The 24873-nt window shown below is 54.0% G+C and carries 20 protein-coding genes and 1 other RNA gene; 12 read left to right on the top strand and 9 right to left on the bottom strand.

All coding sequences use genetic code 11. The features are described from left to right. Nucleotides 1-118 precede the first annotated feature (118 nt). A complete protein-coding gene (gene mfd, locus DES54_RS08105) occupies nt 119-3583 on the bottom strand; it encodes a transcription-repair coupling factor (protein ID WP_113866276.1) in 3465 nt (1154 codons plus the stop codon). A gap of 137 nt (nt 3584-3720) precedes the next feature. Here mfd and lolC point away from each other — a divergent pair, with 137 nt between their 5' ends. The 11 genes from lolC to DES54_RS08160 all read left to right on the top strand — a co-directional run bounded on the left by lolC (nt 3721) and on the right by DES54_RS08160 (nt 14716). Beyond that, the gene (lolC, locus tag DES54_RS08110) at nt 3721-4923 is read left to right on the top strand and encodes a lipoprotein-releasing ABC transporter permease subunit LolC (RefSeq protein WP_113866278.1); all 1203 of its coding nucleotides are present in this window, start codon (nt 3721-3723) and stop codon (nt 4921-4923) included. Then, entirely contained in the window at nt 4916-5623 is a 708-nt protein-coding gene (gene lolD / locus DES54_RS08115; RefSeq protein WP_113866280.1) for a lipoprotein-releasing ABC transporter ATP-binding protein LolD, read from the top strand. Before lolC ends, lolD begins: the two co-directional genes overlap by 8 nt. Further along, entirely contained in the window at nt 5620-6867 is a 1248-nt protein-coding gene (gene lolE / locus DES54_RS08120; RefSeq protein ID WP_113866282.1) for a lipoprotein-releasing ABC transporter permease subunit LolE, read from the top strand. The genes lolD and lolE overlap by 4 nt, the downstream gene beginning before the upstream one ends. A gap of 119 nt (nt 6868-6986) precedes the next feature. Next, entirely contained in the window at nt 6987-7901 is a 915-nt protein-coding gene (gene nagK / locus DES54_RS08125) for an N-acetylglucosamine kinase (RefSeq protein ID WP_113866284.1), read from the top strand. An 11-nt stretch (nt 7902-7912) separates the two neighbouring features. Then, nucleotides 7913-8743 (top strand): Sir2 family NAD+-dependent deacetylase, encoded by an 831-nt coding sequence (gene cobB, locus DES54_RS08130; RefSeq protein WP_113866286.1) that lies wholly within the window; start codon nt 7913-7915, stop codon nt 8741-8743. A 409-nt stretch (nt 8744-9152) separates the two neighbouring features. Next, entirely contained in the window at nt 9153-10154 is a 1002-nt protein-coding gene (gene btuC, locus DES54_RS08135) for a vitamin B12 ABC transporter permease BtuC (RefSeq protein ID WP_113866288.1), read from the top strand. A 67-nt stretch (nt 10155-10221) separates the two neighbouring features. Next, nucleotides 10222-10773: a glutathione peroxidase gene (locus DES54_RS08140; RefSeq protein WP_113866290.1), complete on the top strand. Its 552-nt coding sequence runs from the start codon at nt 10222-10224 to the stop codon at nt 10771-10773. Continuing rightward, nucleotides 10774-11550 carry a vitamin B12 ABC transporter ATP-binding protein BtuD gene (gene btuD, locus DES54_RS08145; protein WP_113866292.1) on the top strand — a complete coding sequence of 259 codons (777 nt, stop codon included), beginning with the start codon at nt 10774-10776 and terminating at the stop codon, nt 11548-11550. It abuts the gene before it with no gap. Nucleotides 11551-11691: 141 nt separating this feature from the next. Then, on the top strand, nt 11692-12162 hold the full coding sequence (locus DES54_RS08150) for an NlpC/P60 family protein (RefSeq protein ID WP_113866294.1): 471 nt from the start codon (nt 11692-11694) through the stop codon (nt 12160-12162). A gap of 271 nt (nt 12163-12433) precedes the next feature. Continuing rightward, the gene (locus DES54_RS08155; RefSeq protein WP_113866296.1) at nt 12434-13156 is read left to right on the top strand and encodes an EAL domain-containing protein; all 723 of its coding nucleotides are present in this window, start codon (nt 12434-12436) and stop codon (nt 13154-13156) included. Between the two features lie 117 nt (nt 13157-13273). Further along, nucleotides 13274-14716 (top strand): protein adenylyltransferase SelO, encoded by a 1443-nt coding sequence (locus DES54_RS08160; protein ID WP_113866406.1) that lies wholly within the window; start codon nt 13274-13276, stop codon nt 14714-14716. Between the two features lie 10 nt (nt 14717-14726). Here the strand turns inward: DES54_RS08160 and DES54_RS08165 are convergent, their stop codons facing one another. The 5 genes from DES54_RS08165 to ppsR all read right to left on the bottom strand — a co-directional run bounded on the left by DES54_RS08165 (nt 14727) and on the right by ppsR (nt 19398). Next, nucleotides 14727-15527 (bottom strand): heme ABC transporter ATP-binding protein, encoded by an 801-nt coding sequence (locus tag DES54_RS08165; protein WP_113866298.1) that lies wholly within the window; start codon nt 15525-15527, stop codon nt 14727-14729. After that, a complete protein-coding gene (locus DES54_RS08170; protein ID WP_113866300.1) occupies nt 15520-16524 on the bottom strand; it encodes a FecCD family ABC transporter permease in 1005 nt (334 codons plus the stop codon). Before DES54_RS08170 ends, DES54_RS08165 begins: the two co-directional genes overlap by 8 nt. Then, nucleotides 16521-17339 carry a heme/hemin ABC transporter substrate-binding protein gene (locus DES54_RS08175; protein ID WP_113866302.1) on the bottom strand — a complete coding sequence of 273 codons (819 nt, stop codon included), beginning with the start codon at nt 17337-17339 and terminating at the stop codon, nt 16521-16523. The genes DES54_RS08170 and DES54_RS08175 overlap by 4 nt, the downstream gene beginning before the upstream one ends. After that, entirely contained in the window at nt 17336-18388 is a 1053-nt protein-coding gene (locus tag DES54_RS08180) for a hemin-degrading factor (protein ID WP_113866304.1), read from the bottom strand. Before DES54_RS08180 ends, DES54_RS08175 begins: the two co-directional genes overlap by 4 nt. 188 nt (nt 18389-18576) lie before the next feature. After that, complete coding sequence (ppsR, locus tag DES54_RS08185; RefSeq protein WP_113866306.1) at nt 18577-19398, bottom strand: posphoenolpyruvate synthetase regulatory kinase/phosphorylase PpsR; 822 nt, start codon at nt 19396-19398, stop codon at nt 18577-18579. Nucleotides 19399-19715: 317 nt separating this feature from the next. Here ppsR and ppsA point away from each other — a divergent pair, with 317 nt between their 5' ends. Continuing rightward, a complete protein-coding gene (gene ppsA, locus DES54_RS08190) occupies nt 19716-22094 on the top strand; it encodes a phosphoenolpyruvate synthase (protein ID WP_113866308.1) in 2379 nt (792 codons plus the stop codon). 89 nt (nt 22095-22183) lie between these two features. Here ppsA and apbE read toward each other — a convergent pair whose 3' ends face one another. The 3 genes from apbE to ydiK form a co-directional block, all read right to left on the bottom strand. Further along, nucleotides 22184-23218 (bottom strand): FAD:protein FMN transferase ApbE, encoded by a 1035-nt coding sequence (apbE, locus tag DES54_RS08195; RefSeq protein WP_113866310.1) that lies wholly within the window; start codon nt 23216-23218, stop codon nt 22184-22186. 188 nt (nt 23219-23406) lie between these two features. Next, an RNA gene (gene rprA / locus DES54_RS08200) (antisense sRNA RprA) lies at nt 23407-23513 on the bottom strand. Between the two features lie 243 nt (nt 23514-23756). Further along, complete coding sequence (ydiK, locus tag DES54_RS08205; RefSeq protein WP_113866312.1) at nt 23757-24866, bottom strand: AI-2E family transporter YdiK; 1110 nt, start codon at nt 24864-24866, stop codon at nt 23757-23759. Between the last annotated feature and the right edge of the window lie 7 nt (nt 24867-24873).

Raw genomic sequence — 24873 nt, forward strand, 5'->3', positions numbered from 1 at the left:
TGAATGCTATGATCGGCATAACTCAGTCCGGTTGGTGATTTGTTTTGATTTGGCGATTGATCAGATCGCTCAAACCGGATTGAGTTCCCTTCAGTGATCTACTATTAGGCGCAGTTATTTAGGCCGCCAACGTATGTTGCGCCATGTTGTTCAATAGCGATCCGATAAATTCAATACGCTGCGGACGGGCGCTGAGGTCTTTAATAAACTTCAGGCGCGTTGGGCCATCCAACCGATAGGTTCCTGGATCGCGTTGCAACAAGCTGATCAGATGGGTCGGGTCCACGCGATTCTTTTCGCTGAACTCGATAAAACCGCCTTTTTCGTTGCCTTCAATGCGTTTGATGCCCAGTGATTGGGCCTGCTGACGCAGCGCCGCAACCAGCAATAGTTGGCGTGCGGCATCCGGCAGCATGCCGAAACGATCGATAAGCTCGACTTTGAGTTCGTCCAGTTCCGCCGCCGTTTTTGCACTGGCAATGCGCTTGTAAAAGGACAACCGGGTGTTGACGTCGGGAATGAAATCCTCAGGCAACAGGGCCGGTAAACGCAGTTCAACATCGGTCTGGCTGCTGATCAGATCTTCCAGCGAGGGTTCGCGTCCGGCTTTCAGTGCATCAACGGCGCTTTCCAGCAACTCCATATATAACGAGAAGCCGACACTGGTCATTTGTCCACTCTGATCTTCACCCAGCAACTCCCCGGCGCCGCGAATTTCCAGATCGTGCGTCGCGAGCGCAAAGCCGGCGCCCAGGTCTTCCAGCGAGGCGATCGCTTCCAGGCGTTTATGCGCATCGGTGCTCATGGCCTTGGGGTTGGGCGTCAACAGGTATGCGTAAGCCTGATGATGTGAACGTCCGACGCGGCCACGCAACTGATGCAACTGCGCCAGCCCGAAGTGATCGGCGCGTTCGATGATAATGGTATTGGCGCTGGGAATATCAATCCCGGTTTCGATGATGGTGGTACACACCAGCACGTTGAAACGCTGGTGGTGGAAGTCATTCATTACCCGTTCCAGATCGCGTTCGCGCATCTGACCGTGGCCGATTGCGATGCGTGCTTCCGGCACCAGTTCCGCCAGCTGCTGGGCGGCCTTGTCGATATTTTCTACATCGTTATAGAGATAATAGACCTGACCGCCGCGCAGCACTTCACGCAGGATGGCTTCACGAACCACCAGATTATCGTATTCGCGCACAAAGGTTTTCACCGCCAGACGGCGCGCCGGCGGCGTGGCGATAATAGACAGATCGCGCATACCGCTCATGGCCATGTTCAGCGTCCGCGGGATCGGGGTGGCGGTGAGCGTCAGAATATCCACGTTGGCCCGCATCGCTTTGATGCGTTCTTTATGGCGCACGCCGAAACGGTGCTCCTCATCCACAATCAGCAGGCCGAGATCGCGCCAGTTGACGTCGCTCTGCAATAACTTATGCGTGCCTATCAGGATATCAACTTTACCCTGCCGCGTTTCTTCCAGAATCTGCGTTTGCTCGCGTGCGCTGCGGAAGCGGGAAATCATTTCGATCTTTACCGGCCAGTTGGCAAAGCGATCGCGGAAGTTATCGTAATGTTGTTGCGCCAACAGGGTGGTGGGCACCAGAACAGCCACCTGTTTATGATTTTCCACCGCCAGAAAAGCGGCGCGCATCGCCACTTCGGTTTTGCCAAAGCCTACATCGCCGCACACCAGACGATCCATCGCCAGCGGTTGACACATATCGCTTAACACGGCGTTGATGGCCTGCGCCTGATCCGGCGTGGTTTCGAAGGGGAAGCTTTCGCAGAAAAGCTGATATTGCGTTTTATCATGTCTGAAGGCAAAACCGCTTTTGGCGGCGCGTTGCGCATAAATATTCAGCAGTTCGGCGGCGACATCCCGCACTTTTTCCGCCGCTTTCTGCCGTGCGCGCGACCAGGCGTCGCCGCCGAGTTTATGCAGCGGGGCGCTCTCGTCAGCCCCGCCTGCGTAGCGACTGATGAGGTGTAACGAGGATACCGGAACATACAGCTTATCTTCCCCGGCGTAGGTCAGAATCAGGTATTCGGCTTTAATGCCGCCAGCTTCCAGCGTCGTCATTCCGGCATAGCGACCAACCCCGTGTTCAAGGTGCACGACCGGTTGACCGGGGCGAAGCTCCGCCAGGTTGCGAATTAAGGTATCGGTATTGATGGTTCGCCGGTTATCCTGACGCCGGCGGCTTACCCGTTCGCCCAGCAGATCGCTTTCGCAGATCAATGCTCGCTGGCGCGGGGTATCGATAAAGCCATGTTCACTGGCGCCAATGATCAGACTGGTGGCGTGGCGCGGCGCCTGACTGAGGCTGGCAATCGGCGTGGGGCTGAGCTTGATGCGCGCCAGCAAATCCTGCAGGGTTTCCCGTCGGCCTTCACTCTCAACGGAAAAAATCACTTGTCCGTCATGTTGCTCATGAAAAAATTGTTCGATAAAACGACGCAACGTATCCAGCGGGGCTTTTTGCTGGTGCTGAATCGCCAGATCCGGCAACGGCAGGTAGCCAAGGTTTACGTGGGCCGCTTTTTCCGGCAGGGTATCGGTTCGCAGTTGGATGCGCGGCCAGTTTTTTAACTCGGAAAACAGTTTATCAACCTGCAACCACAGCGTCTCAGGCGCAAGCAGCGGCCGCATCGGATCAACTTGTCGGCTTTCAAAGCGCTGGCCGATATCCTGCCAGAAGCGTTCCGCGCTCTGCTGAATATCTCCGTTGTTGACGAGCAGCGCATTTTCCGGGAAGTAACTGAACAATGCCGGTAATGGTTGACTGAAAAACAAGGGTTGCCAGTATTCAATACCGGCAGGCCAGATGTTTTTGCTGACCTGTTGGTAAATATGTTCGGCGTCACGGCGTACTTCAAACTGTTCGCGCCACTGACTGCGGAAGCATTCAATCGCGGCTTTATCGGTGGGAAACTCGTGAGCAGGCAATAGCTTGATTTGCGGCACTTCATTTAACGTGCGCTGCGTATCCACATCGAACAGACGCAGACTGTCGATTTCATCGTCAAAAAAATCAATGCGATAGGGTTCTTCACTTCCCATCGGAAAGAGATCCAGCAGTGCGCCACGGGTGGCGTATTCGCCGTGCTCCATCACCTGATCGACGCTGCGGTAACCCGCCTGTTCCAACTGGGTACGCAGTTTATCGCGTGATAAACGCTGGCCTTTGTTCAGCATCAGCGCATGCCCGTGCAGAAACGCATGAGGACACACGCGCTGCATCAGCGTATTGACCGGCAGAACCAGGATGCCGCGCGTCATGTGCGGAAGCTGGTACAAGGTCGAGAGTCGGTTGGAAATGATTTCCTGATGGGGGGAGAAACTATCGTAAGGCAGCGTTTCCCAATCGGCTAAGGTTGTTACGCTTTGCTGAGTGAATTGTTGTATTTCATCGCGTAAGCGCAGCGCATTTTGCATATCCGGGGTGATAAGAACCACCAGTCCGTTATGGCGGTCAATGATCTCGGCGCATTCGACGGCACAAGCCGCGCCAGTTAGCTGACCGAGCAGGCGTTGCTCACCCGCTTTGATCGGCAACGTATAACGATATTTTTCAGGCATAATCTGATTATCAGGTCTCGACCCCGACATCCGCTAAGAAAAAGCCGGAGAGTGGGGGTGTTAGGGTTCCATAAAGCGGTACTACCCTTTATTATCCTTGAACACTTTGCTTTGGCAACCTTATCCAGACGGATTTCATGTATCAACCTGTCGCATTATTTATTGGCCTGCGCTACATGCGTGGGCGAGCATCAGACCGCTTCGGGCGGTTTGTCTCCTGGTTATCGGCAATTGGCATCACCCTTGGCGTGATGGCGCTGGTTACCGTTCTTTCCGTCATGAATGGGTTTGAGCGCGAATTGGAGAACAATATTCTGGGGCTGATGCCGCAGGCGTTGATCACTACCCCACCGGGATCGCTCAATCCTCAATCCATACCTTCTTCAGCATTAAGCTCGCTTGAGGGCGTGCGCAGAATTGCGCCGTTAACCACCGGCGAGGTGGTGCTGCAAAGCGCCCGCAGCGTATCCGTCGGCGTCATGCTGGGCATAAATCCAGGGGAGCGGGAGCCATTGGTCCGCTATCTGGTCAACGTGAAGCAGCAAGTGCTGCAACCAGGGGAATATCAGGCGATTCTCGGTGAACAACTGGCTGCGCAACTGGGCGTCAAGCGCGGCGATCAACTGCGTCTGATGGTGCCGAGCGCCAGCCAGTTGACGCCGATGGGCCGCATTCCAAGCCAGCGGATTTTCACGGTGGCGGGGACATTTGCCGCCAACAGCGAAGTGGACGGCTACCAGTTGCTGGTTAATCAGCAGGATGCTTCACGCCTGATGCGTTATCCGGCGGGCAACATTACGGGTTGGCGTCTGTGGCTGGATAAGCCGCTGGCGGTGGATGTGTTGAGTACGCAGACGCTGCCGACAGGCGCCGTCTGGAAAGACTGGCGGGAACGGAAAGGCGAACTTTTTCAGGCCGTCCGTATGGAAAAGAATATGATGGGCTTGTTGTTGAGTCTGATAATTGCGGTGGCGGCGTTCAATATTATTACCTCACTGGGTTTGCTGGTGATGGAAAAGCAAGGAGAGGTCGCCATTCTGCAAACGCAAGGGCTGACCCAACGTCAGATAATGACGGTGTTTATGGTGCAGGGCGGGAGCGCCGGCATTGTCGGGGCATTGCTGGGCGCGATATTGGGCGCATTATTGGCCAGTCAACTTAACACGCCGATGCCCATGTTGGGATTATTGCTTGACGGCGCGGCGTTGCCCGTGGCGCTAGATCCGATGCAGGTCGTCACGATTGCGTTGAGCGCCATGCTGATCGCCCTGTTGTCTACGCTGTACCCGTCCTGGCGCGCCGCCGCCGTTCACCCCGCTGAGGCATTACGTTATGAGTGATTTACTGTTATTGCAGTGCAATAACCTGTGCAAACGCTATCAGGAAGGCAAATTATCAACGGATGTGCTGCGCAATGTCTCTTTTGAGATGCGCGGCGGCGAAATGATGGCGATTGTCGGCAGTTCCGGTTCCGGTAAAAGTACGCTATTGCACCTGTTGGGCGGGTTGGACTCGCCAACGTCCGGCGAGGTGATTTTCAAAGGCCAATCGCTGAGCAAAATGTCGGCAGCCGCCAAATCCGAATTGCGTAACCGCGAACTGGGTTTCATTTATCAGTTTCATCACCTGTTGCCGGATTTTACCGCGCTGGAAAATGTGGCGATGCCATTGCTGATTGGTCATGTTCCGACGGCGCAGGCGCAGGACAAAGCGCGGGAAATGCTGGCGGCGGTGGGGTTGGACGCGCGCAGCCATCATCGTTCTTCCGAATTGTCCGGCGGGGAACGTCAGCGCGTCGCCATCGCCAGAGCGTTGGTTAACAGCCCGTCGCTGGTGCTGGCGGATGAGCCGACCGGAAACCTTGACCAACGTACCGCCGATACTATCTTTGAACTGCTGGGCGAGTTGAATGTTCGTCAGGGGACGGCGTTTCTGGTGGTGACGCATGATTTGCAACTGGCGGGACGTCTGAGCCGTCAGCTTGAAATGCGGGATGGTCAGTTGCAACAGGCGTTGACGCTGATGGGAGCCAGGCAATGACATTACCTCCGCTTTCCCTGCTGATTGGTCTGCGTTTTAGTCGTGGTCGTCGGCGCGGGGGCATGGTTTCATTGATTTCGGTGATTTCGACCGTGGGGATCGCGCTGGGCGTGGCGGTGTTGATCGTCGGGCTGAGCGCCATGAACGGTTTTGAACGCGAGTTGAATAACCGCATTCTGGCGGTGGTGCCGCATGGTGAAATCGAACCGGTCAATCAGCCCTTCGACGGCTGGCAGGCATTGTTGCCCAAAATTGAACACGTGCCGGGGGTCGCGGCGGCGGCGCCTTATATCCATTTTACCGGCTTGCTGGAAAACGGCGCCAATCTGCGTGCGATTCAGGTGAAAGGGGTTGATCCGCAGCAAGAGAACCGCCTGAGCGCATTGCCGTCGTTTGTGCTGAATGGCGCCTGGCAACGTTTTCAGGCCGGCGAGCAGCAGGTGATCATCGGTCAAGGGGTGGCGCAAGCGTTGAATGTGCGGGAAGGCGATTGGGTTACGGTGATGATCCCCAATAGCGATCCGGCGATGAAGCTGATGCAGCCCAGGCGCATCCGTCTGCATGTCAGCGGTATTTTGCAATTGAGCGGTCAGCTTGATCACAGTCTGGCGTTGATTCCGCTGGCGGATGCGCAGCATTATCTGGATATGGGTGACAGCGTCACGGGGATCGCCATCAAGTCCAAAGATGCGTTCTCCGCCAACAAACTGGTGCGCGAGGTGGGCGAAGTGACGAATGCCTATGTCTCCATTCGTAGTTGGATCGGCACTTACGGCTATATGTATCGTGATATCCAGATGATCCGAACCATCATGTATCTGGCGATGGTGCTGGTGATTGGCGTGGCCTGTTTTAACATTGTTTCTACGCTGGTGATGGCGGTGAAGGATAAAAGCGGCGATATCGCGGTGCTGCGCACGCTGGGCGCTACGGATGGGCTGATCCGCGCTATATTTGTCTGGTATGGCTTGCTGGCCGGTTTGCTGGGAAGTGTCAGCGGCGTAGCGGTGGGCGTGGTGGCGACATTGCAGCTTACCAATATCATCAGCGCGATTGAGTCGCTGATCGGTCATCGATTCTTGTCTGGCGATATCTATTTCATTGATTTTTTGCCATCGGAATTGCATACGATGGACGTGGTAAGCGTACTGGTGACGGCGCTGTTGCTGAGTCTGGTTGCCAGTTGGTATCCGGCGCGGCGCGCCAGCCGGATCGATCCGGCCAGGGTGTTGAGCGGGCAGTAACGATTTATGACGGGCTAAGCCGTCCGTCACGCTTGTCGCCGCCTGAAAATGGCGCCCGGAAATTCTTAGGCAGACCGAATTGCTGAGCAGGTATTCCATCATCCATTTAAGGGGCAGTCATGTATTACGGTCTTGACATGGGCGGCACAAAAACCGAATTGGGTGTGTTTGATGCCGAGCTCAACAAAGTATGGCAAAAGCGCGTGACTACGCCGCGCAACAATTATGATGATTTGCTGAATACGCTGGAGTCGCTGGTCAGAGAAGCCGATGCGCAAACCGGGATGGCGGGTCATGTCGGGATCGGCGTGCCGGGCATGCAAACGGGCGGCAACGGCGAGTTGTTTACCGCCAATTTGCCGGCCACGATGGGGCGTCCGCTGGGTGCGGACCTGAGCGCGCGCTTGCAGCGCGACATTCGCATCAACAACGATGCCAATTGTTTTGTGTTGTCGGAAGCCTGGAATGCCGAATTCCGTTCCTACCCGGTGGTGTTGGGGATGATCCTCGGCACCGGCGTAGGTGGTGGACTGGTGGTCGACGGGCGTCCGATTGACGGGCGCAACGGCATCACCGGCGAGTTCGGGCATTTACGGCTGCCGGTGGATGCGCTGGATGTCATTGGCGTCAATATTCCACGTGTGAAGTGCGGCTGCGGTCAGTCCGGTTGTATGGAAAACTATATTTCCGGTCGTGGCTTTGAATGGCTGTATACGCATTTCTATCAGGCGTCGTTGCCGGCCGTCACCATCATCAGGCACTATCGCGCGGGCGACGAGAACGCTCTGGCGTTTGTCGATCGCTTCATGGATTTACTGGCGGTCTGTTTGGGCAATTTATTGACTATCTTCGATCCGAACCTGCTGGTGCTGGGGGGCGGGTTATCAAATTTCGACGAAATTTATCAGATATTACCCGCCCGCCTGCCAGCCCGACTGTTGCCGATCGCCAAACTGCCACGAATAGAAAAAGCGCGACATGGCGATGCCGGCGGCGTTCGCGGCGCGGCGTTGTTACACTTAATGGACAATTAGCAGGAGCTTTTATGCACACGCATCAACGATTAGGACGTTTTCACAAAGGGAAGCGGATGCGTCAGCAGCGCCTGCGCGCACGTATTTTTCACCGGGATTATCTGGCGGCGAGCGAAGTGAAAAAACCACGCGTTGTGGTGTTGACCGGGGCGGGTATTTCCGCCGAATCAGGCATCCATACTTTTCGTGCGCCCGATGGCCTATGGGAAGAACATCGGGTCGAAGACGTCGCCACACCCGAAGGATTCAAGCGCGATCCGCAACGGGTGCAGGCATTTTACAATGCGCGTCGGCGCCAGCTACAACAACCGGAAATTGTGCCGAATGCGGCGCATCTGGCGTTGGCTAATCTGGAAGCTCTGTTGGGCGATAACTTTCTGCTGATCACGCAAAATATCGATAACCTGCATGAACGCGCCGGGAGTCAGCGCGTGATCCATATGCACGGTGAATTACTGAAAGTGCGCTGTTGCCAGAGCGGGCAGGTGGTTGACTGGAGCGGCGATCTTACGGCGGAGGAGCGCTGCCACTGCTGTCAGTTTCCCGCGCCTTTGCGTCCGCATATCGTTTGGTTTGGCGAAATGCCGCTGGACATGGACAAAATTTATCAGGCGCTGTCGCAGGCGGATTACTTTATCGCCATCGGCACATCCGGCCATGTTTATCCCGCTGCGGGCTTTGTGCATGAGGCCCATGCGCACGGCGCCTATACGCTGGAACTGAACCTTGAACCGAGCCAGGTGGAAAGTCAGTTTGACGAAAAAATCTACGGCCCGGCCAGTACGGTGGTGCCGGAGTTCGTCGGGGCCTGGCTGACACGGCGCAACAGCATCAAGTTTTAGTCGTCCGGGTAGTCTGGCCGAGCGATTTTTCGTCGTGTCGTAAATGGTCGTCATGGCACTCATTAACCTGATTGAAGGGCAGGGTGGCGGAGTGATTAAAGAAACAGAATTCACTCTCGCGGCAGTAGCCATGCCTTTCTGCCTGCGTCGGGGGTTGCGATGGTGAATGCGCGGCCCATGTCATGAATTGTCGAAAAATGGTCAGCATAGCGTTACCCTCGCGCAACGTGGAAAACAGGTATTATTCGCACTTTTTAAGCATAGCCGATATCTGATGGTTCGCCGAAAGATCAATAGCAGACCATGATTCATAACAGATTATGTTTCTTAACAGATCATTTACTGATAATCCTTGCCATACCGAGCTCTGTCTCGTTATTCGGCGCGGTTGTTTTATTGCTGGTGGATGATGCGGCCATTAAATCCGGGGTATAGCCAATTAACGCGACAACAGCGCCTTCAGGATCGCCGGCGGCTGGTTATACTGTTGTTTATGACCATCGGGATCATGATAGTCAGTCTGTGTGCCGGGGATCGCTGGATCTGGCCGATTTCCTGGCTGGATGATGAGCAGCGGATTTTTATCTGGCAATTGCGTTTGCCCAGAACGCTGGCGGTGATGCTGGTTGGCGCGAGCCTGGCGATGGCGGGCGCGGTGATGCAGGCGATATTCGATAATCCGCTGGCGGAGCCTGGCTTATTGGGCGTCGCCAATGGCGCGGGGGTTGCGCTGGTGCTGACGGTATTGTTTGGGCAGGGACAGTTGCCGGTCTGGGTGCTAAGCCTGAGCGCCATTGTCGGTGCATTACTGATCACCTTTCTGTTGCTGCGCTTTGCGCGTCTGCATATTTCTAATGCCCGTTTGTTATTGATTGGCATAGCGCTGGGCATTATCTGTAGCGCCATCATGACCTGGGCGGTTTATTTCAGCACCAGCCTGGATTTACGCCAACTGATGTACTGGATGATGGGCGGCTTCAGCGGCATCGACTGGCGTCATGGCTGGCTGATTGCGGCGCTTTTCCCTTTTCTGGCGTGGCTGAGCCGACAAGGGGCGGTGCTCAACTGGCTGGCATTAGGCGAAATTCAGGCGCGCCAGTTAGGGGTTTCCGTCTATCGTTTGCGCAATATTCTGGTGTTGATGATTGGCGCGTTGGTGGGGTTGAGCGTCGCGCTGGCGGGCGTTATCGGCTTTGTCGGCCTGATTATTCCGCATATGCTGCGTCTGCGTGGTCTGACTGATCATCGTTACCTGCTGACCGGCTGCGCGCTGGCGGGCGGGGCGATATTGATGCTGGCGGATACGCTGGCGCGTATCGCGCTGGTTTCCGCCGAGTTGCCGATTGGGGTGGTTACCGCTACGTTGGGGTCGCCGTGGTTTATTTGGTTGCTGTTACGCAACAGACTTTAGCCCATTGTACCGAACAGCCTGACGGCTGGGCGGCGTTGATGTATCACAGGATAAAAGGGTCAAGATGATGAGTAACGAAATCTATGCTATTGCGCTTAAAACGATCACCGGGGAAGAAACCACGCTTGAAGTCTATCAGGGCAAGGTCGCGTTAATCGTCAATGTTGCTTCTCAATGTGGTTTGACCAAGCAATATGACGCACTGGAAAAAATTTACGAAACCTACCGCGACCAGGGGTTTGTGGTGCTGGGGTTCCCCTCGAATGAATTTGCCGGGCAAGAGCCGGGCAGCGACGAAGAGATTCAGGCGTTTTGCCGCGGTACGTTTGGCGTACAATTCCCTATGTTCAGTAAAATCGAAGTCAACGGCGCCAACCGCCATTCGTTGTATCAGCTATTAATCCGTGAACAGCCCAAAGCAACCGGTTCGATGCTGAGAGGCTTTTATGCCCGTCTGGTTAATAAAGGCCGCAAACCTGCTCATCCAGAAGATATTTTATGGAATTTTGAAAAATTCCTGATTAATCGTCAGGGGCAGGTTATTCAGCGTTTCTCACCTGACCTGACGCCTGATGATGCAACCATCATCAAAGCCATAGAAGAAGCGTTGGCAAAGTAATTGGCACGGGAAGACGCGCCATTATTACGCTTGAGACAGGTTGGCGCGCAGCCGCGCCTGTCTGCGGTTGATGCCGAATGCGCCGCGGGCGAATTGCTGCATATTATCGGGCCGAATGGCGCCGGCAAAAGTACGCTACTGGCGCGAGTGGCCGGATTGCTGGCGGGCGAAGGGGAGATTGACCTGTCCGGTTTGCCGCTTTCGCGGTTGTCCGCTCAGGATTTGGCGCTTCAGCGCGCTTATCTGGCGCAACAACAACCGCCAATGGCCCTGATGCCGGTATTTCAGTATTTGCGCCTGCACCAACCGCCAACCGCCAGCGCAGCGCGTGTCGAGGAAGCGGTGCATTTTCTTGTGGAACGGCTGGCGCTGATTGATAAACTCGCCCGCCCGTTAACCCGGCTTTCCGGCGGCGAATGGCAGCGGGTTCGGCTGACCGCGGCGCTGTTGCAGATTTGGCCGACGCTGAATCCGCATGCCCGCTTGCTATTGCTGGATGAACCGGCCAATAGTCTGGACGTTGCCCAGCAGGTGGCGCTGGACGAACTGTTGCAACAACTTTGCCAGGCCGGTATCACGGTTATTCTTTGCGCCCACGATCTGAATCATAGTCTTCACCATGCCGATCGCGTCTGGTTGCTCGCCGCCGGACGGCTTATTGCGCAGGGAACGGCTGAGGAAGTGATGGCGCCCGCATTGTTATCGCCGGTATTTGGCGTGGGTTTTCAGCGCTACATTGTCGATGGTCGTCACTGGATTATCCCGCACGGCGCATGATCTGCCGCATGCTCAAAATCGGAACAATCGTCTTTACTTGCCAGTTATCCCCGTTCAACGCTAAATTAAGCATGTATATCATTCTGATAGCTAACACGTGCCGGATATGATCGGCAGCGGCGTTTTTTTCAGGTAACGAGCATGATACGGTTAAGACATCTGTTGATATTGGCAAGCCTGATCGTGGTGGGGTGCAGCAGTCATAAAGGCCCACCGCCAAACGCACGTCTGAGTGATCCGATTATGGTGATCGCGCAGTTAAACGATCAACTCAGTGAGTGGTATCGAACGCCGTATCGTTATGGCGGTTTGGATCGCAATGGTGTGGATTGTTCTGGTTTTGTTTACCGGACGTTCCGCGATCGGTTTGGCCTGCAATTACCACGCACCACAGAAGCGCAGACCGAACTGGGTGAGCGGGTCGATCGTGACAGCCTGTTGCCAGGCGATCTGGTTTTTTTCAAAACCGGTAGCCGCGGCAGCGGATTGCATGTGGGTATTTACGATAAAGACGATCAATTTATCCATGCATCCACCAGTCAGGGCGTTATTCGTTCATCGCTGGATAATGTTTATTGGAAACGGGCGTACTGGCAGGCTCGCCGTATCTGATTTTATGCTTGCCTGATTTTGCTCAGGTTATTTTTTCCGGGGCTGATAATAAAGTTAATCATTAATCAGAAAGTGGAGAAGACGCTTTTTTTACTCTATAACGTAATAGCGATATGTTTAATCGTTGAGCTATTCATTGGTTCTTCTTTTTTAAATCACGGGAACGTGATTATCGCCATTCACTGTTTCTATTGTTGGCTGATTTTGATAAGTCATGATAGATATCAATAAATTACCGGCACATCACGATCATCTTACGTGACAATATTCTATGATTATTCATCTGGAAGTCGATTATGTCAGTGACTATGTTTTCTGGCCGGTATATAGCCTGGACGGTCGGCTTATTGCTGTTGAAATGGTAAGTAGATTTAATGATTCTTCAGGTGATTTGAGTATGCCATCAGATATTCTTTTTACTTTGATAAATAAAGAACAAGGATATGATTTAATTCATGAATATATTTTATTTATTGAAGATAAAGCCGGTTGGTTTAGTGATAATCGTATTCTTTTAGTGCTGCGAACTGATTATGAAATAGTAGATTTATTTATGCAATCCGCAGGATTTTGTGATTTACTGAGACGCTTTGACTTCGTCCGCTTGGCGATCAACGAGGATTTCCCCGGTTTATCACAAGGAAAAGAGAACGCGGTGTTAGTCAGGATGAGTCAGACATATAATCTCTGGTTGGATAACTTCGGCGGCGGAAAAAGTAATCTGAAGTCGTTGCATGATGGATTGCTGAGCGGTGTAAAAATGGATCCACATTTTGTGGAGCATTTATTATCACGTTCCCCTAATACGCTTATCATGGAAGCCTTATTGCGCAATATTAAGTCCTATTATCAAGGCGTAATGATTATTGTCAAAGGCATCAACACCGCCTGCTATTTTCATAATATTAAACGTTTAAATATTGATGCCGTACAAGGTGAGTTATGGCCCGCGGTTCACTTTGATGAATTGAAAAAACAGATCAAACTGCCCTGATTCGTCTCCGCTGGCTATACGTAAGACGCGAATGGCGAATACCCTTAATTTTTCTCCGTGTTAATTCTCCTGCCTGCACTCTACACTTTCAATGACAGGAGAAAAAATATGTCGCAAATGCCACAGTTCGCTAATCATTACTTTCAGCAGTTGCCAGGATTTTACACCGCGCTAAAACCCACACCGCTTCAGGGGGCCCGTTTGCTTTATCACAGCACCGGGCTGGCCAATGAACTGGGGCTCTCTCCGGCCTGGTTTACGCCGCAGAAGCAGGCTATCTGGAGCGGAGAAACGCTGCTGTCGGGGATGGCGCCGCTGGCTCAGGTTTATAGCGGACATCAGTTCGGCATGTGGGCCGGACAGTTAGGCGATGGGCGCGGCATTCTGCTTGGTGAGCAACAACTGGCGGATGGCCGCACGCTGGACTGGCATCTCAAGGGCGCCGGAGTGACGCCTTATTCGCGTATGGGCGATGGCCGCGCGGTATTACGCTCCGTTATCCGCGAATTTCTGGCGTCTGAAGCCATGCACCATTTGGGCATCCCGACGACGCGCGCGCTGACCGTTGTCACCAGTGAACAACTCGTGCGGCGTGAGCGGGAAGAACCGGGCGCGATGTTGTTGCGCGTGGCGGAAAGTCATGTGCGTTTTGGCCATTTCGAACATTTTTACTACCGCCGGGAACCGGAAAAGGTGCGCCAGTTGGCGGATTACGTCATCGCCCGTCATTGGCCTGCGTGGAAGGATGATGAGCAGCGTTACGCCCTGTGGTTCGGCGATGTCGTCGAACGAACCGCTCGCCTGATAGCGCATTGGCAAACGATCGGTTTTGCGCACGGCGTCATGAATACGGACAACATGTCGATCCTGGGTTTGACGATAGACTACGGCCCCTATGGTTTTCTGGATGACTATCAGCCGGATTATATCTGCAACCATTCTGATCATCAGGGACGTTATGCTTTCGACAATCAGCCCGCCGTCGGGCTGTGGAACCTTCAGCGTCTGGCTCAGGCGCTGTCTGGGTTGATGAGCGTCGATACGCTGGAGAAGGCATTGGCGCGCTATGAACCCGCGCTGATGCGACAGTATGGTTCGCTGATGCGCGCTAAGCTGGGATTGTTTACCGCCGACAGTCAGGATAACGACATTCTGGTCGGGTTGTTGCGTTTGATGCAACAGGAGCGGCGCGACTATACCCGCACCTTCCGCTTATTGGCGGAAAGTGAGAAGCATGCGGCGCTTTCGCCTTTGCGTGATGAGTTTATCGATCGTCAGACGTTCGACCACTGGTTCAGCCGCTATCGCACACGGTTGATGCGGGAAGAACAGGATGACGCCGAGCGACGACAGCGCATGAAGGCGGCCAATCCGCAATATATTCTGCGCAACTATCTGGCGCAGAACGCCATCGACCGGGCGGAAAAGGACGATATCAGCGCACTGGCGCGTTTGCATCAGGCGTTGTGCCAACCGTATGACGATCTGCCTGAGATGGACGATCTGGCGGCGTTGCCGCCAGCGTGGGGTAAGCATCTGATCGTCTCTTGCTCCAGTTGAAACTGACCGCTTACCGACGCAGGTAAACCTGCGGAATGGGATATTCCGGGTGCGGGCTGACGTTAAGATCGGCCTGATACCAGTGGGTGAGCACGTCGGCTTGCAGTACCTGTTCCGGCGTTCCTTGCGCAACCAGCTTACCTTCATGCAACAGCAGAATTCTGTCGGCGTACAGCGCAGCCAGATTAAGATCGTGCAGGACACAGCACACGGCCAGCGGTTGCTGACGCGTCAGTTGTTTCAACAGACGCAACAGATGCTGCTGATGATACAAATCCAGCGCCGACGTAGGTTCATCCAGAAATAACCAGCCGGGCGTCGGCTGCGGGTGCCAGAGTTGCGCCAGCACGCGGGCCAACTGAACGCGTTGTTGTTCGCCGCCGGACAGATGCCGGTAATCCCTGTCGGCCAACGCCAGACAGCCGGTTTGTTCCATCACCTGCAGGGCCACGGCCTCGTGGCGCTGAGTGCGACCATGCGGCGAGCGTCCCATTAACACGACGTCCTGTACGCTGAAGGCAAATTCCATCCCGCTGTGCTGCCGCATCACCGCACGGGTTTTCGCCAGCGTATTAGGTTGCCATTGAGCAAAGGATTTGCCCGCCAACAGGCACTCGCCCTGTTGCGGCGTCAAATAACCGGTCAACAGCCGCAACAGTGTCGATTTTCCCGCCCCGTTGGGGCCGATAATCGCCACGATCTCACCGCAGTCAACCTCAAGCGAGACATCCCTGATCAGATAACGAACACCTGCTTGAAAACTGAGACGGCGAGCAATCAGCGACGTTTCGAGAGCGGGGGAGTCAGGCATTTCCACGTCCTTTATGCTGAACAATCAACCATAAGAAGTAGGGGCCGCCGATCAGACTGCTCAACAAGCCAACGGGCAATTCCGCCGGTGACAGTATCGTGCGGGCCAACGTATCGGCCACCAGCAACAGACAGGATCCGCCTAAGGCGGAACCCGGTATCAGCCAGCGGTGATCGGCGCCCAAATGCATGCGGATCAGATGCGGGATAATTAATCCGATAAAACTGATGACGCCGCTGACGGCAACGGCGACGCCGACCAGCAGAGAGCTTAGCAGCAGCAAACTGTGTTTGGTGCGCTTCACGTTGACGCCGAGATAATGTGCTTCCTCATCGCCCAACTGTAACAGATTCAACAGTCGCGCCTGATACAGCGTAATGATAATGGCCGGGATCACCAGCGTGCCGGCGATGAGTAGCATCGGCCATTGCGCCTGCCCCAGACTGCCCATGCCCCACAGCGAGAACTGACGCAACTGTTGATCGGTGCTGATGTAAGTCAGGATACCGATGGAGGCGATGCATAACGCGTTCAGCGCGATACCCGCCAGTAATAGCCGCGTGACGCCGCCCTGTTCGGAACGATTAAGCATGAAAATGATCGCAGTGATCACCAGACTGCCGGCAAAAGCGGCCAGCATCGGGCTGTAAAGCGCCAGTAGCGGAGGCAAACTCAGCGGCAGCACGATGGTCAGCGCCACACATAACGCCGCGCCGCTGCTGATCCCCAGCAGGCCCGGATCGGCCAGCGGGTTGCGAAACAATCCCTGCATAATGGCCCCGGAACAGGCTAGCGCCGCGCCGACCAGTACGGCCAGCAAGACGCGGGGAAGGCGGATATTCAGCCAGATATGCCAGAGCGGATCGTCATATGGCGTTTGCCACAGCGTTTTAAAAGACAGCGTCAGCGCGCCCAGATTCGACGCCCCGACCATCAGTATCAACAGCAATAGCAGTAACGCGGCCAGCCAATAGCGGGGATGAAACCGGCGAATCATTTAATTTTTTCTGCGGTCTGACGCAATGTCGCCATTAATGTCGGCGTGTCCAGCGTAAAGCCCAGCATCGCCATATCATCGACCACCAGCAGACGATGGTTTTTACCCGCAGGCGTCAGCGCCAGTCCGGGTAGTTTCCAGACTTGCGCTTCGCCGCCCAGACTTTTCAGCCCCTGGCTGGAGATCAAAATCAGGTCCGGCGCGCTGGCGATCACCCCTTCCTGCGATAGCGGTTGATAACGTTCGACATTTTGCATGGCGTTTTTCAGGCCGACGCTGCGAATAATGGTATCCGCGGGCGTGTTCTTTCCGGCGGCCATCGCCGTCATACCGCCGTGGCTGAGAACAAACAGGACATTAACCGGCAACGGCGTCTTTGCGACGGCGTCCAGTTGTTGCTGGTAGGTTTCCGTCAGCTTTTTGCCCTCGGCATCCTTATGCAACGCCTGTGAAATGATGCTGATTTTTTGCGGCACGGTTTCCAGCGCGGGGGTGGCCGGCACCTGGATAACTTGCGTGCCGCTATCTGCAACCTGCTGTAAAACCAGTGACGGTTGAGACAGTTCGCTGGCAAGCACCAGCGACGGCTTCATGGCCAAAATCCCTTCAGTATTGAGTTGGCGCAGGTAACCGACATCCGGCAAGGCGGTGGCGGCTGCGGGGTGCAGACTGGTGCTGTCGCGCGCCACCAGATTTTTCTCCGCGCCTAGCGCATAAATAATCTCGATGACATCCCCGCCGATGGACACCAGCCGTTCGGCGGCGGACGTACTCAGCGGCAGCGCGATTAATAACGGGAATAACCAGTTTTTCATGCTGCAAGCTCCTTGAGTGGTTTCAGCGCATTAATCTGCTCACGCCATTGTTGCTGTTCCGCGCTGCCTTCGGTGCGTTGTCCGAATAGTTGCGCAATCTGCGTGCCGTCAGCGGCGTACAGTTCCAGGCTGGTGACGATCCCGTCCGCAGTCGGTTTGCGGGTCACCCAGCTTTCGGCAATGGCGTCTTCAATCAGATGCAGGGTGAAATCCTGATTAAAGACGTTAATCCACTCCGCGTGTTGCGCCATGCGTTCTACACGTTCGATCTCGCCGGTGAAAATCTGCACGCAACCGCGGTTGCCGACAAAGACCATGATTTCATTCTTCGCTTCCTGGGCGGCAAGCAGGATCTGTGATAGGGCATCGTTACTCACACGGTAGGCCAACTCATCGCTGACGGCGCGGAAAGCCTGCTGACGGGTGAGATTGTAGCGTTTCAGCAGCATGAAGAATTGATGCACATCGGTCATGGCGCGCCAGTCTGCCTCCAATTGCGGATGGGCTGTTGCGGCGGCGATCGCCGTCGGCTGGCCCGCCGCCGGGCGGATTGTCAGCGGCGGGTTGTCTGTACCGACAAACGTTTCGATAAACTGCCGCCAGGCTGACATCTGGGTGGTTTCGGTAGCGTAGACTTTCAGGATGGCATCGCCCTGATGATCAAAGAACTGAATGCTTTGGCGTTCACCGCGTGGCGTCGTCTCACGTAAGGCGAAAGCGGAGGCCCATTGGTGCAGGAACAAACGCAAACCCAATCCGCGCGGATTCAGGATCAGCCCCGCATGACCATCCAACGACTGATTCTGGTAATAACCAACGTGTTCGTGCACCGCATAATCATTACGCGTAATCGACTTGGTGTTACCAACCTGTTCCAGTGCGTTCAGCCAGCTTTTGGCATCGCCTTGAAAGCGTTGGGCATCCTGTCCGACGCGCGCTTGCGTCAGTTCCGCTTCGCTGATGCCGAGCAGCGTCGCCAGATCGCGGGCATACTTGCGAGGGTGGGCAATTTTAGCCTGGAGATATAGTTGGTAAATTGAAGTCTGCATTCTCGCTTTCCTATCTTTGGTCTTGGTATCTTCGGAAATGAATGAGAATCATTTTCATGTAACAAAAAAGTCAATCAAGTGAATTTTTCTTAATACGTTCTTAATGCGTCTGTGTGGCGGGACGTGCTGCTGCGGCTCACCTAACCAAATCGCGCACATTTCAGCCACACCGCGAAAACCCACTATGACTAGTACATTCTCCGGCTCATGCCCAGGATATCGATGATTTTAGCGGAAATTTCCTCAACGGAGTAATTGGTGGTATTGAGGTATTTTATCTGGTGTTTGCGAAACAGCGCCTCAACCTCACTGAGCTCCATCCGGCATTGACGCAGAGACGCATAGCGACTGTTGCCCCGGCGCTCTTCACGGATCGCCGCCAGCCGTTCGGCATCGATAGTCAGACCGAAAAGTTTATGTTGATGGGGTTTCAGGGCGTCGGGTAAACGCAGGTTGTCCATATCATCGGCGATAAAGGGATAATTGGCGGCACGAATACCGAATTGCATCGCCAGATACAAGCTGGTGGGGGTTTTGCCGCAGCGCGATACGCCCAGCAGGATAACCTGCGCCTGATCGAGATTGCGCAGCGAAATACCGTCATCATGGGCCAGCGTATAGTCGATGGCGGCGATACGCGCATCATACTTGCTCAGATTATTGGCCGTCAGCCCGTGGGTGCGATTGGCGATGGGGGTAGGGGGAACATTCAGTTCTTCCTGCAACGGAGCAACCAGCGCCTGCACGATGTCCTGACAAAATCCTTCGCTGCTGGTGATAATGTCACGTACCGTGGGGGTCACAATCGAGTAGAAAACCAGGGGCCGTAAACCGCTCTGTTGGTAGGACACATTGATCTGTTCACAAACCGCTTTGGCGCGTGTTTCACTTTCCACAAAGGGTAAAGTGTAACTCACCGTATTCACCGGAAACTGTGAAAGGACCGCATGACCCAATACCTCGGCTGTAATGGCGGTACCGTCGGAGACATAAAATACGCTTCTTTCCACATAAACCTCTTGGGGGCTGGTCTTTGAGTAACACAGGCATTCAGTGACAATAGGAAAAGTCGGGAAAAATAGTGTTTTTCACAACATTTCTTTTAAAACGCTATTTCATTATCTACATGATAAAAGTAGCAATCTTTTACGTTATTGGATTTTTGCCTCGTTAAGCAATAGCTGACGATGAAATCAGTTTTTTTTCCTAGGTTGATCGATTCACCTTTCCATACTTTGTAAAGCGCTATGCTACCCTCAGTAGGGTGAGACGTGTTCTCACCGAACTCTTTCATACCCTATATTGTATGCAGAAAGGATGATTTCCGATGTCCAATAACGGCCCTGATTTGCGTAATGTCCTCTGGTATAACCAGCTTGGTATGCACGACGTTGAACGGGTGGGAGGCAAAAACGCCTCTCTGGGTGAGATGATCACCAACCTTTCAGAACTTGGCGTTGCAGTCCCGAATGGCTTTGCGACAACAGCACAGGCGTTTAATGATTTTCTTAATCAAAGCGGTATCAATCAGCGTATTTATGAATTGCTGGATCAAACGGATATTGACGATGTGAATCAACTGGCGAAAGCCGGGACGCAAATTCGTCAGTGGATTATTGATACGCCATTCCAGCCCGCGCTTGAGGCGGCGATTAGCGAGGCGTATCAGCAACTGGCTGACGGCGAGAAGGAGGCCTCTTTTGCCGTGCGTTCTTCCGCGACCGCGGAGGATATGCCGGATGCGTCGTTTGCCGGACAACAAGAAACCTTCCTGAATGTTCAGGGTATTGATGCGGTGATGGTGGCGGTGAAGCATGTGTTTGCCTCGCTGTTCAATGATCGCGCGATTTCTTACCGCGTGCATCAGGGATATGACCATCGCGGCGTGGCGTTGTCGGCGGGCGTGCAGCGTATGGTGCGTTCCGATCTGGCGGCGGCGGGCGTCATGTTCACCATTGATACCGAGTCCGGCTTCGATCAGGTGGTATTCATTACCTCTGCGTATGGCCTGGGTGAAATGGTGGTGCAAGGCGCGGTCAACCCGGATGAGTTTTACGTGCACAAACCCACGCTGCTCAATGACAAGCCGGCAATCGTTCGTCGCAATATGGGGTCGAAAAAAATTCGCATGGTATACGCGGCCAGCCAGGAACACGGCAAGCAGGTGCGCATCGAAGATGTTCCCGAACAGCAGCGCGTACGCTTTAGTCTGACGGATGACGAAGTGCAGGCGCTGGCGCATCAGGCGCTATTGATCGAGAAACATTATGGCCGCCCGATGGATATCGAATGGGCGAAAGATGGACACACGGGCAAACTGTATATTGTGCAGGCGCGCCCGGAAACGGTGCGTTCCAACGGTCAGGTGATGGAACGTTATCATCTGCCGAACAGCGGCAAGGTGCTGGCGGAAGGACGCGCTATCGGCCACCGTATTGGCGCCGGTGAAGTCAAAGTGATTCAGGACATCAGCGAAATGCATCTTATCAATGCAGGCGATGTGCTGGTGACGGATATGACCGACCCGGATTGGGAGCCGATCATGAAGAAAGCCGCCGCGATTGTCACCAATCGCGGCGGACGAACCTGTCACGCGGCGATTATTGCGCGTGAACTGGGGATCCCGGCGGTGGTGGGTTGCGGCGATGCCACCGAGCGTCTGCGCAACGGTCAGAAAGTCACCGTCTCCTGTGCGGAGGGCGATACCGGCTATGTTTATCAGGATCTGCTGGATTTCTCCGTGAAGAGTTCGCAGATTGATGAAATGCCCAATCTGCCGCTGAAAATCATGATGAATGTCGGCAACCCCGATCGGGCGTTTGATTTCGCCTGTCTGCCAAACGATGGCGTCGGTCTGGCGCGTCTGGAATTCATCATCAACCGCATGATTGGCGTGCATCCGCGCGCATTGTTGGAATTCGATCAGCAAACGCCGGAACTGCAACGTGAGATCACCGCGCTGATGAATGGCTATGACGATCCGGTGGAGTTCTATGTTGGCCGGTTGACGGAAGGGATTGCAACGCTGGCCGCTGCGTTCTGGCCTAAACGGGTGATCGTGCGTTTATCCGATTTTAAATCGAATGAGTATGCCAACCTGTTGGGCGGCGAGCGTTATGAACCGGAAGAAGAAAACCCGATGCTAGGCTTCCGTGGCGCAGGTCGCTATGTTTCCCCGGACTTCAAAGCCTGCTTTGCGTTGGAATGCGCGGCGGTAAAACGCGTGCGTAATGATATGGGTTTGAAAAACGTGGAGATCATGATCCCGTTTGTTCGTACCGTCGCTCAGGCGCAAGCGGTTATCGAAGAACTGGCTCGTCAAGACTTACGCCGTGGTGAAGATGGCCTGAAAATCATCATGATGTGCGAGATCCCTTCCAATGCGTTGCTGGCGGAAGAGTTCCTGCAACATTTCGACGGCTTCTCCATTGGTTCGAACGATATGACGCAGTTGGCGTTGGGGTTGGATCGGGATTCCGGCGTGGTTTCCGAACTGTTTGATGAGCGCAATGATGCGGTCAAGGCTCTGCTGTCAATGGCGATCAAAGCCGCCAAAAAACAGGGTAAATATGTCGGTATCTGCGGTCAGGGGCCTTCGGATCATGAGGACTTCGCCATCTGGCTGATGGATCAGGGAATTGACAGTCTGTCCCTGAACCCGGATACCGTGGTGCAAACCTGGCTGAATCTGGCGGAACATCAGTAATCGTTTGATAAACTGAACCGGCGCCCGCGAGTGATAAACTCACTAGCGGGCGTTTTTTATCGTCGTTACCGTTATGGATAAAATCGTTTTTATTGGCTAATCAGGAATGATTTGAACTGTGGCGTCATCACAGCGCTGAAGCCGTCGCCTTTCCTGGTGATTAAATAAACCGCCAGTCCTTGTTGTTCCGCCAGTTTTAAGGCTTTCTCCGTACCCAGCACCATCAAACCGGTATCCCAGCCATCGGCCTCCAGCGCCGTCGGCGCGATAACCGTGGCGGAAACCAGTTGATGCGTAATCGGTCGCCCAGTGGCGGGGTCGATAACATGGGAGTAACGTTTTCCCTCCAGTTCAAAATAATTACGGTAACTGCCGGAGGTGCTGATGGCGTAGCCCTGTAAATTCACGGCGGCCTGCATCGCGTTTTCCTGAACGGTCGGTTTCTGGATGGCCACCCTCCACGGTTTGCCTTCCGCATTGATCCCGCGGCTGGAGATCGCGCCGCCCACTGAAACCAGATAGTTGGTTATCCCTTTACGCGCCATCAGTTGCGCCAGCACATCGGCCCCGTAGCCTTCACCCAGCGTGGAGAGATCCACATATAAATCAGGCAGGTCTTTTTGCAGCCATTCGCCGCGTGAGTCACTGAGTAACGTCAGGTGGTTCAATCCCACCTTTTGCTTCGCCAGATCAATCTGTTGCTGGGAAGGGATGGTGATTGGCTGTTTCTGCGGCCCGAATCCCCACAGATTGACCAGCGGGCCAACGGTAATATCCATCGCTTCATCCGTTGCTCTGCCGATACGTTGCGCCGCCAGAATAATATCCGCCATACCGTTGCTGATAGGCTGAGGGTCGGTGCCTTGATATTGATTGAATCGTGATAACGTTGAGTGTTGACGGTAGGTGGAGATTTCATCATTGGCCTGTTCCAGCAAGCGTTCAATTTCCTGCTGTAATTGCGCTTTACTCTCAGTCAGTTCTCCGCTGATTTTTACACTGTAAAACGTCCCCATCGTCTTACCCTCAATCGTCAGCAAGGGACGCGGCGACGCATTATCACAGGCGGTAAGCAGGCTCAACAGGCAGCCCAGTATTAATCCCTTAACGGCGAGATTGGTCATGAAAACTCCCGGAAATAAAGCAGCATACGGTAACCAATAAAGTAAAGCGGATGAAATGCCAATAACAGATTAACAAAAATAGGATTAACCGCAATTTCCGGTGCGAAATGTCCGATCGCATTGGGTATCGAAAGTCGGTTTTGCGCCGGACAGAAAACGAAACAGAACAGATGAGATTGATAAGCGGGATAAAAAAAAGCCCATCTCAGGGGATGGGCAAAGACTACACACAGCAATTCGTTACTAACTCTGACGAGGAGGAAACCTTATTGACAAACAGTAGGTTGAAAACCAATGCATGTATTCAGGTTAGGGATTCTGCTGTGCTTAGTCATTAAGAATCATCCTAATGGTTAATTGTTTTTTAACAGTGCGGGTATGGAAGGCTAGCTACAGTGAGAGAAATTAGCGTGGTAATCGAAAAAACGTCACCTCATTAGGAATAATCCCTGATTTATGAGGTGACACATTAAGGTTTCTTACTGTTAAGGATTGATAATTACGTGGGTGGTTCGACCACCCACATCGACGATGAGCATCAATCCTTGTCGGGATTGTCTGATGGGACAACGACAATGATATTTTCCGGTTCGGGGACTTCTCTCATCCAGGCGAACAGTAGTCGGTAAGAAACCGCCAGTACGACCGGACCAATAAATAAACCGATCATGCCAAAGGCCAGTAAACCGCCGATGACGCCGGAAAGGATCAACAGCATGGGCAGGTCTGCCCCCATACGGATTAATATCGGACGCAGCACGTTGTCAATCGTGCCGACGATACAACTCCAGACCAGCAGAACCGTACCCCAGGTGGTGTCGCCGCTCCAGTAAAGCCAGATAATGGCCGGGATCAGCACCGGCAGCGGCCCCAACTGGGCAAGGCAGAACAGAAACATCAGGACGGTCAGTAAGATGGTATAGGGAATGCCGGATATCCCCAGCCCAATGCCCCCCAACACTGATTGTACAATGGCGGTGACGACCACGCCCAGCGCCACGGCGCGGATTGACTGAGCCGCCAGGATCACCGCGGTATCGCCGCGCTCTTGCCCCAGGCGGATGGCAAAATGGCGCACGGATTTGGCGACGGCTTCGCCTTTGTAATACAGCAGAGCGCTGAATATCAGCATCAGCCCACAGTGCATCAGGAAGCGGCCCACATGCGCGGCTTGCGCCACCAGCCAGGTAGCGGTTTTGCCAAAGTAAGGCTGAACCTTGGTGAAGATACCGCTGCCGCCGCTCTGCAACAGCAACTGCCAGCTATTAAAAAGCTTATCGCCAACCAGTGGAATAGCCGTCAGCCAGTCCATCGACGGCGGCCCGATTTTCTCCTGATTGGCCCCCCAGTTCATCAAGGCGGAACTGTTGTCCACTACGCTGTTGACCAGGATAGCTATCGGCATGACGAACAGCAGGATCAGCAATAAGGTCATTACCAGAACCGCCAGTGAACGGCGGCCCCACAGGAGAGCCTGAAGTTTAATTAACAGTGGCCAGGTGGCGATCACGACCATACATGCCCAGGAAAACCCCAAAATAAAAGGCTGCACCACCCAAAAACAGGCAATAATCATGAAGGTGACAAATAGCAGGCTGAATAATATTCTGGCTAAGTCGAAACGCTGTGCTTGAGAGTTCTTTATCAATTAATGT

This window comes from Brenneria salicis ATCC 15712 = DSM 30166 (assembly GCF_003315515.1).
GTDB lineage: Bacteria > Pseudomonadota > Gammaproteobacteria > Enterobacterales > Enterobacteriaceae > Brenneria > Brenneria salicis.

Excerpts from the sequence above, each read along its gene's own strand:
- mfd (WP_113866276.1), bottom strand. The coding sequence starts at position 3,583 with ATGCCTGAAAAATATCGTTATACGTTGCCGATCAAAGCGGGTGAGCAA.
- lolC (WP_113866278.1), top strand. The coding sequence starts at position 3,721 with ATGTATCAACCTGTCGCATTATTTATTGGCCTGCGCTACATGCGTGGG.
- lolD (WP_113866280.1), top strand. The coding sequence starts at position 4,916 with ATGAGTGATTTACTGTTATTGCAGTGCAATAACCTGTGCAAACGCTAT.
- lolE (WP_113866282.1), top strand. The coding sequence starts at position 5,620 with ATGACATTACCTCCGCTTTCCCTGCTGATTGGTCTGCGTTTTAGTCGT.
- nagK (WP_113866284.1), top strand. The coding sequence starts at position 6,987 with ATGTATTACGGTCTTGACATGGGCGGCACAAAAACCGAATTGGGTGTG.
- cobB (WP_113866286.1), top strand. The coding sequence starts at position 7,913 with ATGCACACGCATCAACGATTAGGACGTTTTCACAAAGGGAAGCGGATG.
- btuC (WP_113866288.1), top strand. The coding sequence starts at position 9,153 with ATGCGGCCATTAAATCCGGGGTATAGCCAATTAACGCGACAACAGCGC.
- DES54_RS08140 (WP_113866290.1), top strand. The coding sequence starts at position 10,222 with ATGAGTAACGAAATCTATGCTATTGCGCTTAAAACGATCACCGGGGAA.
- DES54_RS08150 (WP_113866294.1), top strand. The coding sequence starts at position 11,692 with ATGATACGGTTAAGACATCTGTTGATATTGGCAAGCCTGATCGTGGTG.
- DES54_RS08155 (WP_113866296.1), top strand. The coding sequence starts at position 12,434 with ATGATTATTCATCTGGAAGTCGATTATGTCAGTGACTATGTTTTCTGG.
- DES54_RS08160 (WP_113866406.1), top strand. The coding sequence starts at position 13,274 with ATGCCACAGTTCGCTAATCATTACTTTCAGCAGTTGCCAGGATTTTAC.
- DES54_RS08165 (WP_113866298.1), bottom strand. The coding sequence starts at position 15,527 with ATGCCTGACTCCCCCGCTCTCGAAACGTCGCTGATTGCTCGCCGTCTC.
- DES54_RS08170 (WP_113866300.1), bottom strand. The coding sequence starts at position 16,524 with ATGATTCGCCGGTTTCATCCCCGCTATTGGCTGGCCGCGTTACTGCTA.
- DES54_RS08175 (WP_113866302.1), bottom strand. The coding sequence starts at position 17,339 with ATGAAAAACTGGTTATTCCCGTTATTAATCGCGCTGCCGCTGAGTACG.
- DES54_RS08180 (WP_113866304.1), bottom strand. The coding sequence starts at position 18,388 with ATGCAGACTTCAATTTACCAACTATATCTCCAGGCTAAAATTGCCCAC.
- ppsA (WP_113866308.1), top strand. The coding sequence starts at position 19,716 with ATGTCCAATAACGGCCCTGATTTGCGTAATGTCCTCTGGTATAACCAG.
- apbE (WP_113866310.1), bottom strand. The coding sequence starts at position 23,218 with ATGACCAATCTCGCCGTTAAGGGATTAATACTGGGCTGCCTGTTGAGC.